Raw genomic sequence first — 13096 nt, 5'->3', positions numbered from 1 at the left:
ATCAGCCTTCGGTCTTCGCCGCGGACTTCTTCGCGCGCGGCTTCTTCGCCGGCGCGTCGGCGGCTTCGGTGCCCTCGGCGGCTTCGGCCGCTTCCGGCGACGATTCGGTCACCGCGGTTTCGGCCTCGACCGGAGCGGCAGCCTTCTTGGCGCGCGGCTTCTTGGCGGGAGCCGCCTCGTCACCGGCGGGCGCTTCGACCGCGCCGGCGTCTTCGCCCTTGGCGGCCGGCTTCTTCGCCGCGGCCTTCTTGGCGGGCTTGGCTTCGCCGCCTTCGTCCTTGGCGCCCGCGTCGGCCTTCTTCGACGACTTGCGCGGCTTGTGGTTGTCGTGGTCGTGGCTGTGCGTGCCGGTGGCGAAGCCGTCTTCGCTCTCGATCGCGGCTTCCAGCTCTTCGCGGGTCGCGTCGCGGTCGGTCACTTCGGCCTTGCCGAACAGGAAGTCGACGACCTTGTCCTCATACAGCGGCGCACGCAGCTGGGCGGCCGCCATCGGCTCCTGCTGGATGTACTGGATGAAGCGGCGCTGGTCCTCGCCGCGATACTGCTGCGCGGCCTGACCGATCAGGCGGTTCATTTCCTGCTGGGTCACTTCGACGCCATTCGCCTGGCCGATTTCCGACAGCAGCAGGCCCAGACGCACGCGGCGCTCGGCGATCTTGCGGTAATCGTCGCGCTCGGCTTCCATCTCGGCCATCGCCGCGGCGGGGTCTTCCTCGTGCGTCGCTTCGTGCTCCAGCTGCTGCCAGATCTGCGCGAATTCGGCTTCGACCATCGACGGCGGCACTTCGAAATCGTGACCCTCGGCGAGCTGGTCGAGCAGCTTGCGCTTCATGTGCGTGCGGGTGAGGCCGTTATGCTCCTGCTCGATCTGACCCTTGATCAGGCCGCGCAGCTGCTCGAGGCTCTCGAGGCCGAGGTTCTTGGCCAGATCCTCGTCGATCTTGCTCTCGCCGGCGACCTGGATCTTCTTGACGGTGATGTCGAACGTCGCGGGCTGGCCGGCGAGTTCCTTGGCGCCATAGTCTTCCGGGAAGGTGACGTTGAGCGTCTTTTCCTCGCCCAGCTTCACGCCGACGAGCTGGTCTTCGAAGCCCGGGATGAGGCGACCCGAGCCGAGCTCGACGCCCATGTCGGTGCCGGTGCCGCCGTCGAACGCAACGCCGTCGCTGGTCTTGCCGACGAAATCGACGGTGACGAGGTCGCCCATTTCGGCCGCCTTGTCCTCGGCCGCATCGTCCCACTTCTTCGACTGGTCGGCGAACTTCTGCAGCTGCTCATCCACCGCTTCATCGGCGACGGGCACGGTCAGACGCTCCAGCTTCAGCGCGTCGATCGCCGGGGTCGGCACGGCGGGCAGCACTTCCATCTCGACGGTGACGACCGCGTCCTTGCCCGGCGCATAATCGTCGTTCAGCGCGACCGACGGCTGCATCGCGGGGCGCAGCTGCTTGTCGGCGATCAGCGACTGTACGCCTTCCTGGATCGCGCTGTTGAGCGCGTCGGCGGCCAGCGCCTCGCCGTGCATCTTGCGCACCAGGTTCACGGGCACCTTGCCGGGACGGAAGCCGGGCATCTTCACCTGCGGCGCGACGCGCTTCACTTCGGCATCGACCTTGGCATCGATGTCCTTCGGCGTGATGGTCAGCGTGTAGGTGCGCTTCAGGCCCTCGTTCAACGTCTCGACAGTCTGCATATCCGGCCTTCAATCTTGAGAAATCTGACGAAAAATCTTTAGCTGCCGTCCCGCGCTCGGAGCGGCGGGACTGGTGCGGGCGAAGGGACTCGAACCCCCACATCTTGCGATGGCAGGACCTAAACCTGCTGCGTCTACCAATTCCGCCACGCCCGCACGAAGGACCCGCCGATAGGAATCCCATCGAAGCGGTACTTCGAAGGGCATTCCCTTGGGCGCGCGTCTATACCAGCACGGCGCGTGCAAGCAAGGGGCGCCGCAACCCGCTGGCCTGCGGGACGTTTGGCGGGTGAAGGAGAGTGTCACCATGGCCACCCAGCCCCCACCCGAAACGCCCGCCCAGCCCAGCCAGCCGGTCCAGCCGAGCGCACCGCCGCCCGAAATCACGCCGCCGACGCCCGACGTCGACATCCCCTCGCCCACCACGCCCGCCGGCGACCCCGGCACGTCGCAACCGGCGGAGATCTGATATGACCGATCGGCACAACAACACGGTCGAGGCGCTGCCGGACGATGCGCCCGAGGGCAATCCCGATGCGCTGCGGGCAGATACGCGCAAGGACGAGCGCAGCGATATCGAACAGGCGGTCGAAGCACGCGCCGACGCGGTCGCGCGCGGCGAAGGCGGTCTGGAGCCGGTGCGCTTCACGGACACCGGCGAGTTCGACGGCAACAGCGGCACCGGCGGCGAGGTCAAGAACCAGGACCTGACCCAACAATAAGGCCACTGGGGCGGCCGACATTTCGACCGCCCCTTCGTCAGGTCACCGCCCCCGCCTCAAGGCTTGACCGCAATCCCCACCGGCACCCGCCGCGCGGTGATGACCTTCACCGCCGCCACAGGCACCTCGCCCTTGAACGATCCCTGGATCGTCGCGGTCGGCGAAACGGGTGCGTCCATGATCTTCGTCACCACATCCATCCCCTCGACCACGTGGCCGAAGGCGGCATAGCCCAGATTGTCGCCCGGTTTCGACGGATCGGCGTCGAGCGAGGCGCGCTGATCGCCGACGCTGATCGTAAAGTCGCCGCGCGCGGTGCCGGGCGCGAAGCGCGCGACCGACAAGGCGCCATCGGTATGATGCAGTCCGGTCTGCGTCGTGGGCTCATGCTTGATCGGCGGCAGCACGCGCTTGGGATCGCCGTTGGCGCCGAACTGCACGAAGCCGAATTTGTCCGCGACCTTGACCGCACGGTAGAAGACGACGCCGTCCAGCCGCTTGCCATCGACATATTTCAGGAAATTGCCCGCCGTGATCGGCGCGGCCCGCGTATCGGCTTCGATCACGATGCGGCCCGCGGTCGTGTCGAGCGCGACGCGGGGCAGCGGCGTGGGGGGTGGCGGCATCTGCTGGGCCGCGCCCGGCATCGCCATCAATGCAAACGCCACGCAGGCGAGCCTCTTCATTTCCATGCCCCTGTCCTCGTCGAACACATCGCGACGTTACGCAGAATCCTGCGTCATTGCGAGCACAGCGAAGCAATCCAGAGCCGGAGCAGGACGCCCTGGATTGCGTCGCTCCGCTCGCAATGACGAAGACATGGCGGATACGATCTTACTGGCGGGTGCCCATCAGGCGAAGTGCTCGATCCCCTCGCCGGCCACCGCCACCCACGGCAGCTTGCTGTCTTCGAAGATCGACCGCGTCGGGGTCGGCGCATCGTCATCGGCAAAGGCGCCGATCGGAATTGCCGGCATCTCCTCATAGCCTTCGTTGACGAACATCACGGTGGCACCGCAGTTCGGACACCAGCGAAACCAGGCGCGACGGCCGCTGTCGCCCACGCGCTCCCATGTCTGGAACGCACCCGCTAGCGTCACCGCCTCGGCGGGAAAGCGCGCCTGCGCGGAGAAAGCGCCGCCGGTCAGCCGCCGGCACCCGCGACAATGGCACGCCGAGACGCGCACCGGATCGCCCGTGCAGGTCGCGGACAATTGTCCGCACCGGCACCGGGCGACCCGCTCGATCATCAGCCGGCGAGCGCTTTCTTGAGCAGTTCGTTGACGACGCCCGGATTGGCCTTGCCGCCCATCGCCTTCATCGTCTGGCCGACGAAGAAGCCGAACAGCGCCTCCTTGCCGCCGCGATACTGTTCCAGCTGGCCGGGGTTCTTCGCCAGCACCTCGGCAATCACCGCCTCGATCGCGCCGGTGTCGCTCGTCTGCTTGAGCCCACGGTCCTCGACGATCTTGGCCGGCGCCTCGCCCGTCTCCAGCATCACCTCAAACACCTGCTTCGCCAGGCTGCCCGACAAGGTGCCGTCGGCGACCAGCGCCAGCAGTTCGGCCGCCTGGGTCGGCGACACCGGCGATTCGGCGATGCCCTTGCCGACGCGATTGAGCGCGCCGAACAGTTCCGACGTCGTCCAGTTCGCCGCCGCGACCGGCTTCGCGCCTGCGTCGAGCAGCGTGTCGAACCAGCGCGCCGCCTCGACTTCGGCGGTCAGCACGCCCGCCTGATAGGGCGAGATGCCAGCGGCTTCGTAGCGCGCACGCTTGGCATCGGGCAGCTCGGGTAGGCTGGCGCGGCAGTCGGCTAGGAACGCCTCGTCCAGCTCCAGCGGCAGCAGGTCGGGATCGGGGAAATAGCGGTAATCGTGCGCGTCTTCCTTCGACCGCATCGACCGCGTCGTGCCGGTGTCCGGATTGAACAGCCGCGTTTCCTGCACGATCGTGCCGCCGCTCTCCAGCACCTCGACCTGACGCAGCGCCTCATGCTCGATCGCCTGCATCACGAAGCGCACCGAATTGACGTTCTTCGTCTCGGTGCGCGTGCCGAACTCGTCGCCCGGCTTGCGAACCGAGACGTTGACGTCGGCGCGCATCGATCCCTGGTCCATGTTGCCGTCGCAGCTGCCGACATAGCGCAGGATCGAGCGCAGCTTGGTGAGATACGCCCCCGCTTCGGCGGGCGAACGCATGTCCGGCCGGCTGACGATCTCCATCAGCGCGACGCCCGAACGGTTGAGGTCGACATACGACCGCGTCGGATGCTGGTCGTGCATCAGCTTGCCCGCGTCCTGTTCGACGTGGATGCGCTCGACGCCGATCGTCTTGGTCGCGTCAGGGTTCTTGTCGTCCGGCGCGATCTCGACCGCGCCTTCGCCGACCAGCGGATGGTAGAGCTGACTGATCTGATAGCCCTGCGGCAGATCGGCGTAGAAATAGTTTTTCCGGTCGAACCGCGACCACGTATTGATCTGCGCGTCGATCGCCATGCCGGTGCGCACCGCCTGGCGGATGCACTCCATGTTCGGCACCGGTAGCATGCCCGGCATCGCCGCGTCGACCAGGCTGACCTGCGTGTTCGGCTCCGCGCCGAAGGCGGTGGCGGCGCCCGAGAACAATTTGGCGTTGGACGTGACCTGGGCGTGGACTTCCAGGCCGATCACGACCTCCCATTCGCCGGTGGCGCCCTGGATGCGATAGTCGCTCATGTTCGATTCCGATGATGAAGATAGTTGATCGCGGTCAGCGCAATGTTGCTGCCGAGCAGCGCGACGACCCAGCAGCCGGCCAGGATGCGCAGGATCGCGCCCTCGAAGCGCAGCACCGTGCCTTCGTGATGTGCGAAGACCGCGGCGATCAGCGCCAGGATCAGGAAGATCGCGCTCAGCCGGAATTCGCCGCGCAGGATCAGGCTATTACCGACCGACAGCCCCAGGATGAACACCGCCAGCGCGATGAAGAACCGCGCGAGCACGTGGTGGTCGAACGGATGGTTGTCGATCTCGGCGAGCGAGATCCCGACATAGGCGCTGAGGATCGCCCCGAACGCGACGTTGAGCGCGGCCTGCGCCTCGCGCAGCATCGCGACGTTGCGTGTCGTGAAGGTCCGGTCGGTTACCACCACGATCCCGGCCGCGCGACGAAGCCCGCGCGCTCCTCGATCGCGAGCCCTGCGTTCAGCACGCCCTGCTCGTCCAGCGCTTTGCCGATGATCTGCAAGCCCAGCGGCAGACCGTCCTTGTCGAGCCCGCCCGGCACGCTCATCGCCGGAAGGCCCGCGAGGCTCGACGGCACGGTGAACACGTCGTTGAGGTACATCGCCAGCGGATCGGCCGACTTGTCGCCCAGCGCGAACGCCGCCGACGGTGCGGTGGGTGCCAGCAGCACGTCGCACTGCTGCCAAGCACGCTCGAAGTCGCGCGCGATCAGCGTCCGCACCTTCTGCGCCTGCGTGTAATAGGCATCGTAGAAACCGGCCGACAGCACATAGGTGCCGATCATGATCCGGCGCTTCACCTCGGCGCCGAAACCCGCGGCGCGCGTGGCGGCGTACATGTCCTGCAGCCCCGCGCCCTCGGGCAGGTCGCGCAGGCCGTAACGTACGCCGTCATAGCGCGCGAGGTTCGACGACGCTTCGGCCGGCGCGATGATGTAATAGGCCGGCAGCGCGTACTTGGTGTGCGGCAGCGACACCTCGACGATCTCGGCACCCGCATCCTTCAGCCAGTCGATCCCGGCCTGCCACAGCGCCTCGATCTCGGTAGGCATGCCGTCGACGCGATATTCCTTGGGGATGCCGACGCGCTTGCCGGCGAGGTTGCCGGTCAGCCCCTGTTCCCACTTCGGCACGTCGAGCTGCAGCGAGGTCGCGTCTTTGGCGTCGAAGCCCGCCATCGCCTCCAGCATGATCGCGCAGTCCTTGACGTCGCGCGCCATCGGCCCGGCCTGATCGAGCGAGCTGGCGAAGGCGATCGTGCCCCAGCGCGAACAACGGCCATAGGTCGGCTTGATCCCGCTGATGCCGGTGAAGGCGGCGGGCTGGCGGATCGACCCGCCGGTATCGGTGCCCGTCGCACCAGGGCACAGCCCCGCCGCGACCGCCGCCGAGCTGCCGCCCGACGATCCGCCGGGGGCGAGCGGCGTGTCGCTGCCCGGCTTGCGCCACGGCGACACGACATTGCCGAATGCGCTGGTCTCGTTCGACGAGCCCATCGCGAACTGGTCCATGTTCAGCTTGCCGAGCATGCCCGCACCCGCGTCCCACAGGTTCTGCGACACGGTCGATTCATAGGTCGGCGTGAAGCCTTCCAGGATGTGGCTCGCCGCGGTGGTGGCCACGCCCTTGGTGCAGAACAGGTCCTTCATGCCGATCGGCACGCCGGCCAGCGGCTTCAGCGTCTCGCCGGCAGCACGCGCGGCATCGGCGGCCTTGGCGGCGGCGAGCGCATGGTCGGGCGTCTCGACCAGAAAGGCGTTGAGCGGCTTGGCCTTGGCCACTTTCACCACGAAGGCATCGGCGACCTCGACCGCGGAAAAGCTGCCGGCGCGCACGCCGTCGCGGATCGCGGCGATGCCCATATCGGTCAGGTCGGTCATTATTCGATCACCTTGGGAACGGTAAAGAAGCCGTGCTCCGCCTGGGGGGCATTGGCCATCAGGTCGTCACGGATGCCGCCGCCGGTCAGCGGATCGGCGTTCACCACGTCGTCGCGCAGGCGCAGGGCATTGGGGATGACCGCGGTCATCGGCTCGACGCCGGCGGTATCGACCTCCCCCAATTGCTCGATCCAGCCGAGCAGGTTGCTGAGTTCGGGGGCGAGGCGGCCGGCGTCCTCGTCGGTGATCGCGATGCGCGCGAGCGCGGCGACCTTCTTTACGGTGGCGGTGTCTACGGACATGCCGACGCGGCTACACCAAGCCCGCGCTGCGGCGCAACAGCTTCGGTTGCGGACGGGTCGACCCGCCGCCCCTCGTTCGTGCTGAGCCTGTCGAAGCACGGGGTTCCACAGGCGGCTCCAGTGCATGCGGCCACCCGCCCTTCGACAGGCTCAGGGCGAACGGGTAAGGGGTAAGGGGTAAGGGGTAACGGGTAACGGGTAACGGGTAACAGGTAACGGCTGCTCTATCCCTGCGCGGCGATATATGCCTCCGCCGACCGCGTGCCCGCACCCCCGCCATCGATCCCCAGCTTCTTCAGCCGCAGCGCCACCTCTTCGCCGATCTTCTTCTCGGTTGCGTCGCGCTGTTCGGGCGGCATCGCCTTCAGATCGTCCTCGGTGATCTTCATCTCCTTCATCACCTGCCGCGGCATGCGCTCGGCCGGCGTCATCTTCCCTTCCTTGCGGAAGGCCTCCAGCGCCGCGTCGAGTTTGGCGCCGGCCGTCATGGGCACCGACGATGCGAGCGGCCCGGCACCTGTCGGCCGATCGCTCTTCGTGTGGAACCGCTGTAGGGTGAACCGCGCCGACTCCAGATAGATCGCGTCACCGTCGACCCGCGCCTTTGCATCCGTGATCCGATCGTTCAGCGTCGCCAGCCAGTCGGCCGGCGCGCCGGCCGTCGTGCCGCCGCCGCCCGTATCGATCGGGGCGGTCAACTGCGCCATGGCGTCGGAGCGCGCCGCGCCGCTCAGCACGAGATGGCCGGTCACGATCCGCAGTTCCCGCGGACTCATTGCGGAAAAGTCGTAGCGCCCCTCGGGCAAGCCCTGTGCCGCGCTGACGGTCCGCGCGCCCTCGGCATAACGCGCTTCGACGTCGGCCCGGCTGTGTCCACCGGCCCCGTAGTCGAGGTCGAAGGCCGCCACCGCCGCGGTTGCACTGGTACGCGCATCATCTCCGGCGGACGGCGTGGCCTGCACCGCGAGCGCCGCCTCGAACCCGGCCTGACGTCCGCCCATGGACGGCATGGCAATCGCACGATCTGCCCTGGTCACCGCGGCGATCATCATGGCCTGCTCCCCTTCTGTGCGGCAGCAGTACCCACAATTGGTAAATACCGAATGACCGTTTCGGACCGAAATCCTGATTGCCTCACCCCGCATTGCCCCGCCGCCCCGCATCGGGCAGAGCACGCCCATTGAACCGGGAGCCTCGCTTGGCGCGTAAATTCCTCTATGTCTTCGCCGTCCTGATCGCGCTCGTGATCGCCGGGGCGATCGCCTACCGCCTCGCCGGCAACCGCATCCTGCGCATGGCGCTGGTGCCGACCGAGACGTTCCAGGCGCAGGCGAGCGTCGATCCGCGCGTCTACGCAGAGCGTAAGATGTGGATCGCCCGGCCCGATATCCCCGGCAATCCCGCGCGGTGGACGCCCGCCGGTTACACCCCCGCCCCCGCCGGGCAGGCCAAGGCCGCGGTCTTCTTCATCCACCCGACCTCGTACATCGGGCGCGCGCACTGGAACGCCGCGCTCGACGATGCCGAGACCAACGCCCGCGCCGCGATCTTCCTGCGCGGCCAGGCGAGCGCGTTCAACGACAGCGCCGACATCTGGGCACCGCGCTACCGCCAGGCGACGTTCGGCGCCTTCCTGACCAGCGAGGCCAGCGCCAGCCAGGCGCTCGACCTCGCCTATCGCGACGTCGCCGCCGCCTTCGACGCCTTCGTGCGCCAGGTCGACCCCAAGCGCCCGATCATCCTCGCCGGCCACAGCCAGGGCGCGCTCCACCTCACCCGGCTGCTGCGCGAAAAGATCGCCGGCACGCCGATCGCGCGTCGTATCGTCGCCGCCTATGTCGTCGGCTGGCCGGTATCGAAGACGACCGACCTTGCCGCGCTCGCCCTGCCGGAATGCACCCGCCCCGATCAGGCCCGCTGCCTGCTGTCGTGGCAGAGCTTTGCCGAGCCTGCCGACCCGTCGCTCATCACCGACCTTTACGACACGACAACAGGCTTCGACGGCCGCCCGCGCCAGGGCAGCCCGATGGTCTGCACCAACCCGTTGACTGGCACCGCAGGCGCCGCCGCGCCGGCCAGCGCCAACCGCGGCACGCTCTACCCGAGCGCCGACCTCAGCACGGCGACGATCCAGCCGGGCAAGGTGCCCGCGCGCTGCGACCCACGCGGCATCCTGCTGATCGGCACACCGCCGGAGGTGGGGGGGTACGTCCTGCCCGGCAACAATTACCACGTCTACGACTACAGCCTGTTCTGGGCCAATGTCCGCGCCGACGCCGCCCGCCGCCTCGCCGCGTTCGGAGCCAGCGCATGATCACCCTCGACCGCACGGACTTTCGCGCGGCCTTGCCGCAGGGTGGTCGCCTGATCGGGCTCGATCTCGGCACCAAGACGATCGGCACCGCTTTGTGCGACGCCGGCTGGAGCTTTGCGAGCCCCGCCGACCTCATCCGCCGTACCAAGTTCACCGCGGACAAGGCCGCGATCGCCAAGCTGATCGCCGCGCAGCATGTCCGCGGCATCGTGCTCGGGCTGCCGCTCAACCTCGACGGGACCGAAAGCCCGCGCAGCCAGTCGACCCGCGCCTTCGCGCGCAACTGCGCCGATCTCGCCCTCCCCATCCTGCTGTGGGACGAACGCTGGAGCACGGTGGCGGTCGAACGCGCGATGATCGAACAGGATATGAGCCGCGCCAAGCGCGCCGAACGGATCGACAATCTCGCTGCTGCGCACATCCTGCAGGCGGCGATCGATGCCTTGGTGATGGTGCCGGCGCCGACGAACTGATCGATCCGACGACCACCGCCCCCCCCACCAGGGGGAGGCGGTGCGGCGGCGCCGTGACGGAGGGGGAGGTAAGGACGCCGATCGTTACGACGCGCGCATGAACCTCCCCCTCCGTCAGCGCTCGCGCGCTGCCACCTCCCCCTGGCGGGGGAGGAATGATCGGCGCCGGACCCTCTTTGTAATCGACTCAGCCGATCCAAGTCATCGAAACGATCCCCGGGACCCTCCGCGTCCTTACCGCGTTGCAGCACAAGGGAAACGTTCCGTGCGACGTCCCTCACCTGTCTCCATTCCAAAGGTTTCCATCATGCCCACCGCCACCCAGGGCTATGCCGCCCAGGCTGCCGATGCCCCGCTCGCGCCCTTCCACTTCGAACGCCGCGATCCCGGTGCCAAGGACGTCGCCATCGACATCCTCTATTGCGGCGTCTGCCATTCCGATCTCCATACCGCGCGCGGCGAATGGGACGGGACGCTCTACCCCTGCGTCCCCGGCCACGAGATCGTCGGCCGCGTCTCCGCGGTCGGCAGCGACGTGACGAAGTTCAAGGTCGGCGACATCGCCGGCGTTGGCTGCATGGTCGACAGCTGCGGCCATTGCCCCTCGTGCAATGACGGCGAGGAGCAATATTGCGAGACGACGGGCTTCGTCGGCACCTACAATGGCCCGGACGAGGTGATGGGCGGTCACACGTTCGGCGGCTATTCCGACCATATCGTCGTGACCGAGGATTTCGTCCTCCACATCGGCCATGACGAGAAGGACCTTGCTGCGGTCGCGCCGTTGCTCTGCGCCGGCATCACCACCTATTCGCCGCTGCATCACTGGAAGGTCGGGCCGGGCCAGAAGGTCGGCATCGTCGGTCTCGGCGGCCTCGGCCATATGGGCGTCAAGATCGCCGCCGCGATGGGCGCGGAGGTCTATGTCTTCTCGACCTCGCCGGGCAAGCGCGACGACGCCAAGCGCCTCGGCGCCAAGGACCTGATCGTCTCGAAAGACGCCGACCAGATGGCCGCGCATGCGGGCTCGTTCGACTTCATCCTGAACACGGTAGCCGCTCCCCACGACCTCGACGCGCTGCTCGTCCAGTTGAAGCGCGACGGCACGATGTGCCTTGTCGGCGTGCCCGCGGAGCCGCACCCGGCGCCGTCGGTCGGCAACCTCGTCTTCCGCCGCCGCGCGCTGGCCGGTTCGCTGATCGGCGGGATCAAGGAGACGCAGGAGATGCTCGACTTCTGCAAGGAGCATGGTCTGACCAGCGATGTCGAGATGATCCGCATGGAGCAGATCGACGAGGCGTACGAGCGGATGGTGAAGGGCGACGTCAAGTATCGTTTCGTCATCGACATGGCGACGCTGAAGGCTGCCGCCTGAACCGCGTCGCCCGCCCGTCCGGTTCGTGCCTGACGGGCGGTTTGGGCTAGCGCTCTACGCCGGCACCATAAGGGCGGACCGCCAGCTGTTCGTGCATGCGCGCAGGCTGGTCGAGCCAGAAGGGCGCGAGCTTGGCGCTGTCGACGCGCTCGACGCCGACCGCAAAGCCGCGCGCGCTCTGGCCGGCGATGCCTGCGCCGGCATCGTACAGCGCGTTGACCGCGACGACGGGGACGAACAACGTCCGCCCGCCTGCGGTCAGCGGGACGATATCCGCCCGCGCCTGCGCGACGACCAGACGGATCCGCCGCTCCTCGCCGGGCCCGAGCGCGAAGGGCGGGGTCGCAGGGCGGACGACGGGCTGGTCGAACACGGGCGCGATCTCGTCGCCCTGCCCCGGTGTCGCACCGATCAGCGCCGCGCCGATGCGGATCGCCTGCGCGGGCGCGCTGCCGTCGTTGCGGACGACCAGCTCGGCCTCCACCGTCGCGCTGAGCAGATTCAGGCCGGCGCGGCGCGGGTGGAGGCTCAGCGACAGCCGTCCGCGATCCCCGACGGGTGCGGATATCGGCGCGGGTACGGGCGCCGGCGGCGTGGCGGGTGACGCGGCCGGTGCGCGCGGCCGGACCGGTTGCGGTTTCGGAATGGGCGCAGGCGCAACGGCGGCGACCGGCTCATCCGCGGCGTCGGCGCGGCGGCGACGCCACCACCAGGCCCCTGCCCCACCGAGACCCAACACCACTGCCAGCCCGATCAGCCATCCGTAATCGGACTCACTATTCGGTGCGGTCGCCGGTACGGTCGTGGCCGCGGGCGACGGCGTAGCGGCCTCGACCGGCGGGGGCGATGCTGTGGAAGTCGCCGTCGCCGTCGGCGTCGGGGTCGGCACCGCTATCGCGGTCGGCGTGGCGGCCGGCGTAGGCGATGCGGTCGCCCGCGGTGTCGGGATCGCCGTAACACGCGGCGTCGGCGTCGGTGTGGCACGCGGGGTCACGCGGGGTGTGGGCGTCGCCCGCGGGGATGCCGTGGGGGTAGGCAACGGCGCGATGACCGGCGCCGGCGTCGGGCTCGGCGTGGGCGTCGGCTGCGAGGGCGGCAGGCTGAAATTGTCCAGCCCCGGCAACGTCTGCGCCGCCGTGCCATTGCCCGTCTGCGCGGCGGCCGGCTCTGTCATCGCGATCGCCATGGGCGCGACGGCGGTCGCCATCAGGAAGGGGATCGTGCGCCGACGCACACCCCGGAAACTCGTCATCGGTGCGGAACTCTTCCAAAGATAAGCCTCCGCTCCTGCGGCATGCAGCGACGACCGCCAGTCGCGCTGCGACGAACCGCCCCGCCAAGGCGACCGGCCGAACCGGCAACCAGCCAGAACCCCGTGTTGGATCGCTGTTGGACGTCCGCCCTTTGACAGCATCCAACACCGCGCCTATATGTGCGCCTCACCACAGCTTTTCGGGACATGAAGCGCCGTCGCGCAGCGCTTCGTACGGATAGAGGGTTGCGGTTTCAGACGCCAAAGGCCGACGCAGTATCATGCGATCGGCTTTTTTGCGTCGCTTCGTGCGTCCGGTCCGGGGATTTCCGGGCACGACATTTCGGCGGGTCCCATCCGG

At 68.2% G+C, this 13096-nt stretch carries 14 protein-coding genes and 1 tRNA gene; 5 read left to right on the top strand and 10 right to left on the bottom strand.

Going from position 1 to position 13096, the window contains the following annotated elements:
* Window position 1 precedes the first annotated feature (1 nt).
* Window positions 2–1693 carry a trigger factor gene (tig, locus tag GGR47_RS04250; protein ID WP_147035531.1) on the bottom strand — a complete coding sequence of 564 codons (1692 nt, stop codon included), beginning with the start codon at window positions 1691–1693 and terminating at the stop codon, window positions 2–4.
* Between the two features lie 71 nt (window positions 1694–1764).
* Window positions 1765–1849: transfer RNA gene (locus tag GGR47_RS04245), tRNA-Leu, on the bottom strand.
* A 151-nt stretch (window positions 1850–2000) separates the two neighbouring features.
* Between GGR47_RS04245 and GGR47_RS04240 the strand changes: the two genes are divergently transcribed.
* Both GGR47_RS04240 and GGR47_RS04235 read left to right on the top strand, forming a co-directional pair.
* A complete protein-coding gene (locus GGR47_RS04240; protein ID WP_017978150.1) occupies window positions 2001–2162 on the top strand; it encodes a hypothetical protein in 162 nt (53 codons plus the stop codon).
* A 1-nt stretch (window position 2163) separates the two neighbouring features.
* Entirely contained in the window at window positions 2164–2415 is a 252-nt protein-coding gene (locus tag GGR47_RS04235) for a hypothetical protein (RefSeq protein ID WP_147035530.1), read from the top strand.
* A gap of 56 nt (window positions 2416–2471) precedes the next feature.
* Here GGR47_RS04235 and GGR47_RS04230 read toward each other — a convergent pair whose 3' ends face one another.
* The 7 genes from GGR47_RS04230 to GGR47_RS04200 form a co-directional block, all read right to left on the bottom strand.
* Entirely contained in the window at window positions 2472–3107 is a 636-nt protein-coding gene (locus GGR47_RS04230) for a peptidylprolyl isomerase (RefSeq protein ID WP_371859728.1), read from the bottom strand.
* A gap of 159 nt (window positions 3108–3266) precedes the next feature.
* Complete coding sequence (locus tag GGR47_RS04225) at window positions 3267–3665, bottom strand: GFA family protein (protein ID WP_147035529.1); 399 nt, start codon at window positions 3663–3665, stop codon at window positions 3267–3269.
* Complete coding sequence (gatB, locus tag GGR47_RS04220; RefSeq protein ID WP_147035528.1) at window positions 3665–5131, bottom strand: Asp-tRNA(Asn)/Glu-tRNA(Gln) amidotransferase subunit GatB; 1467 nt, start codon at window positions 5129–5131, stop codon at window positions 3665–3667. Before gatB ends, GGR47_RS04225 begins: the two co-directional genes overlap by 1 nt.
* Window positions 5128–5544: a hypothetical protein gene (locus GGR47_RS04215; RefSeq protein ID WP_231376773.1), complete on the bottom strand. Its 417-nt coding sequence runs from the start codon at window positions 5542–5544 to the stop codon at window positions 5128–5130. Before GGR47_RS04215 ends, gatB begins: the two co-directional genes overlap by 4 nt.
* A complete protein-coding gene (gatA, locus tag GGR47_RS04210; protein ID WP_147035527.1) occupies window positions 5538–7019 on the bottom strand; it encodes an Asp-tRNA(Asn)/Glu-tRNA(Gln) amidotransferase subunit GatA in 1482 nt (493 codons plus the stop codon). Before gatA ends, GGR47_RS04215 begins: the two co-directional genes overlap by 7 nt.
* The gene (gene gatC / locus GGR47_RS04205) at window positions 7019–7321 is read right to left on the bottom strand and encodes an Asp-tRNA(Asn)/Glu-tRNA(Gln) amidotransferase subunit GatC (RefSeq protein WP_147035526.1); all 303 of its coding nucleotides are present in this window, start codon (window positions 7319–7321) and stop codon (window positions 7019–7021) included. Before gatC ends, gatA begins: the two co-directional genes overlap by 1 nt.
* Before the next feature lie 224 nt (window positions 7322–7545).
* Entirely contained in the window at window positions 7546–8373 is an 828-nt protein-coding gene (locus GGR47_RS04200; protein ID WP_147035525.1) for a hypothetical protein, read from the bottom strand.
* Window positions 8374–8519: 146 nt separating this feature from the next.
* On the opposite strand from GGR47_RS04200, the gene GGR47_RS04195 reads away from it, so the two are divergent.
* The 3 genes from GGR47_RS04195 (at window position 8520) to GGR47_RS04185 (ending at window position 11483) form a co-directional block, all read left to right on the top strand.
* On the top strand, window positions 8520–9635 hold the full coding sequence (locus GGR47_RS04195) for a DUF3089 domain-containing protein (RefSeq protein ID WP_147035524.1): 1116 nt from the start codon (window positions 8520–8522) through the stop codon (window positions 9633–9635).
* Complete coding sequence (ruvX, locus tag GGR47_RS04190; protein WP_147035523.1) at window positions 9632–10108, top strand: Holliday junction resolvase RuvX; 477 nt, start codon at window positions 9632–9634, stop codon at window positions 10106–10108. Before GGR47_RS04195 ends, ruvX begins: the two co-directional genes overlap by 4 nt.
* A gap of 307 nt (window positions 10109–10415) precedes the next feature.
* Window positions 10416–11483 (top strand): NAD(P)-dependent alcohol dehydrogenase, encoded by a 1068-nt coding sequence (locus GGR47_RS04185; RefSeq protein WP_147035522.1) that lies wholly within the window; start codon window positions 10416–10418, stop codon window positions 11481–11483.
* Between the two features lie 46 nt (window positions 11484–11529).
* Here the strand turns inward: GGR47_RS04185 and GGR47_RS19085 are convergent, their stop codons facing one another.
* On the bottom strand, window positions 11530–12735 hold the full coding sequence (locus GGR47_RS19085) for a flagellar basal body-associated FliL family protein (protein ID WP_244304980.1): 1206 nt from the start codon (window positions 12733–12735) through the stop codon (window positions 11530–11532).
* Window positions 12736–13096 lie beyond the last annotated feature (361 nt).

The organism is Sphingomonas aquatilis, from assembly GCF_014196115.1.
GTDB lineage: Bacteria > Pseudomonadota > Alphaproteobacteria > Sphingomonadales > Sphingomonadaceae > Sphingomonas > Sphingomonas aquatilis.
Note: the sequence above shows the minus strand (reverse complement) of the source record. Positions and strands in the feature narration are given on the sequence as shown.

Bases quoted from the DNA above. Each gene is read 5' to 3' on its own strand.
- tig (WP_147035531.1), bottom strand. From the start codon at position 1,693: ATGCAGACTGTCGAGACGTTGAACGAGGGCCTGAAGCGCACCTACACG.
- GGR47_RS04240 (WP_017978150.1), top strand. From the start codon at position 2,001: ATGGCCACCCAGCCCCCACCCGAAACGCCCGCCCAGCCCAGCCAGCCG.
- GGR47_RS04235 (WP_147035530.1), top strand. From the start codon at position 2,164: ATGACCGATCGGCACAACAACACGGTCGAGGCGCTGCCGGACGATGCG.
- GGR47_RS04230 (WP_371859728.1), bottom strand. From the start codon at position 3,107: ATGGAAATGAAGAGGCTCGCCTGCGTGGCGTTTGCATTGATGGCGATG.
- GGR47_RS04225 (WP_147035529.1), bottom strand. From the start codon at position 3,665: ATGATCGAGCGGGTCGCCCGGTGCCGGTGCGGACAATTGTCCGCGACC.
- gatB (WP_147035528.1), bottom strand. From the start codon at position 5,131: ATGAGCGACTATCGCATCCAGGGCGCCACCGGCGAATGGGAGGTCGTG.
- gatA (WP_147035527.1), bottom strand. From the start codon at position 7,019: ATGACCGACCTGACCGATATGGGCATCGCCGCGATCCGCGACGGCGTG.
- gatC (WP_147035526.1), bottom strand. From the start codon at position 7,321: ATGTCCGTAGACACCGCCACCGTAAAGAAGGTCGCCGCGCTCGCGCGC.
- GGR47_RS04200 (WP_147035525.1), bottom strand. From the start codon at position 8,373: ATGATGATCGCCGCGGTGACCAGGGCAGATCGTGCGATTGCCATGCCG.
- ruvX (WP_147035523.1), top strand. From the start codon at position 9,632: ATGATCACCCTCGACCGCACGGACTTTCGCGCGGCCTTGCCGCAGGGT.
- GGR47_RS04185 (WP_147035522.1), top strand. From the start codon at position 10,416: ATGCCCACCGCCACCCAGGGCTATGCCGCCCAGGCTGCCGATGCCCCG.
- GGR47_RS19085 (WP_244304980.1), bottom strand. From the start codon at position 12,735: ATGACGAGTTTCCGGGGTGTGCGTCGGCGCACGATCCCCTTCCTGATG.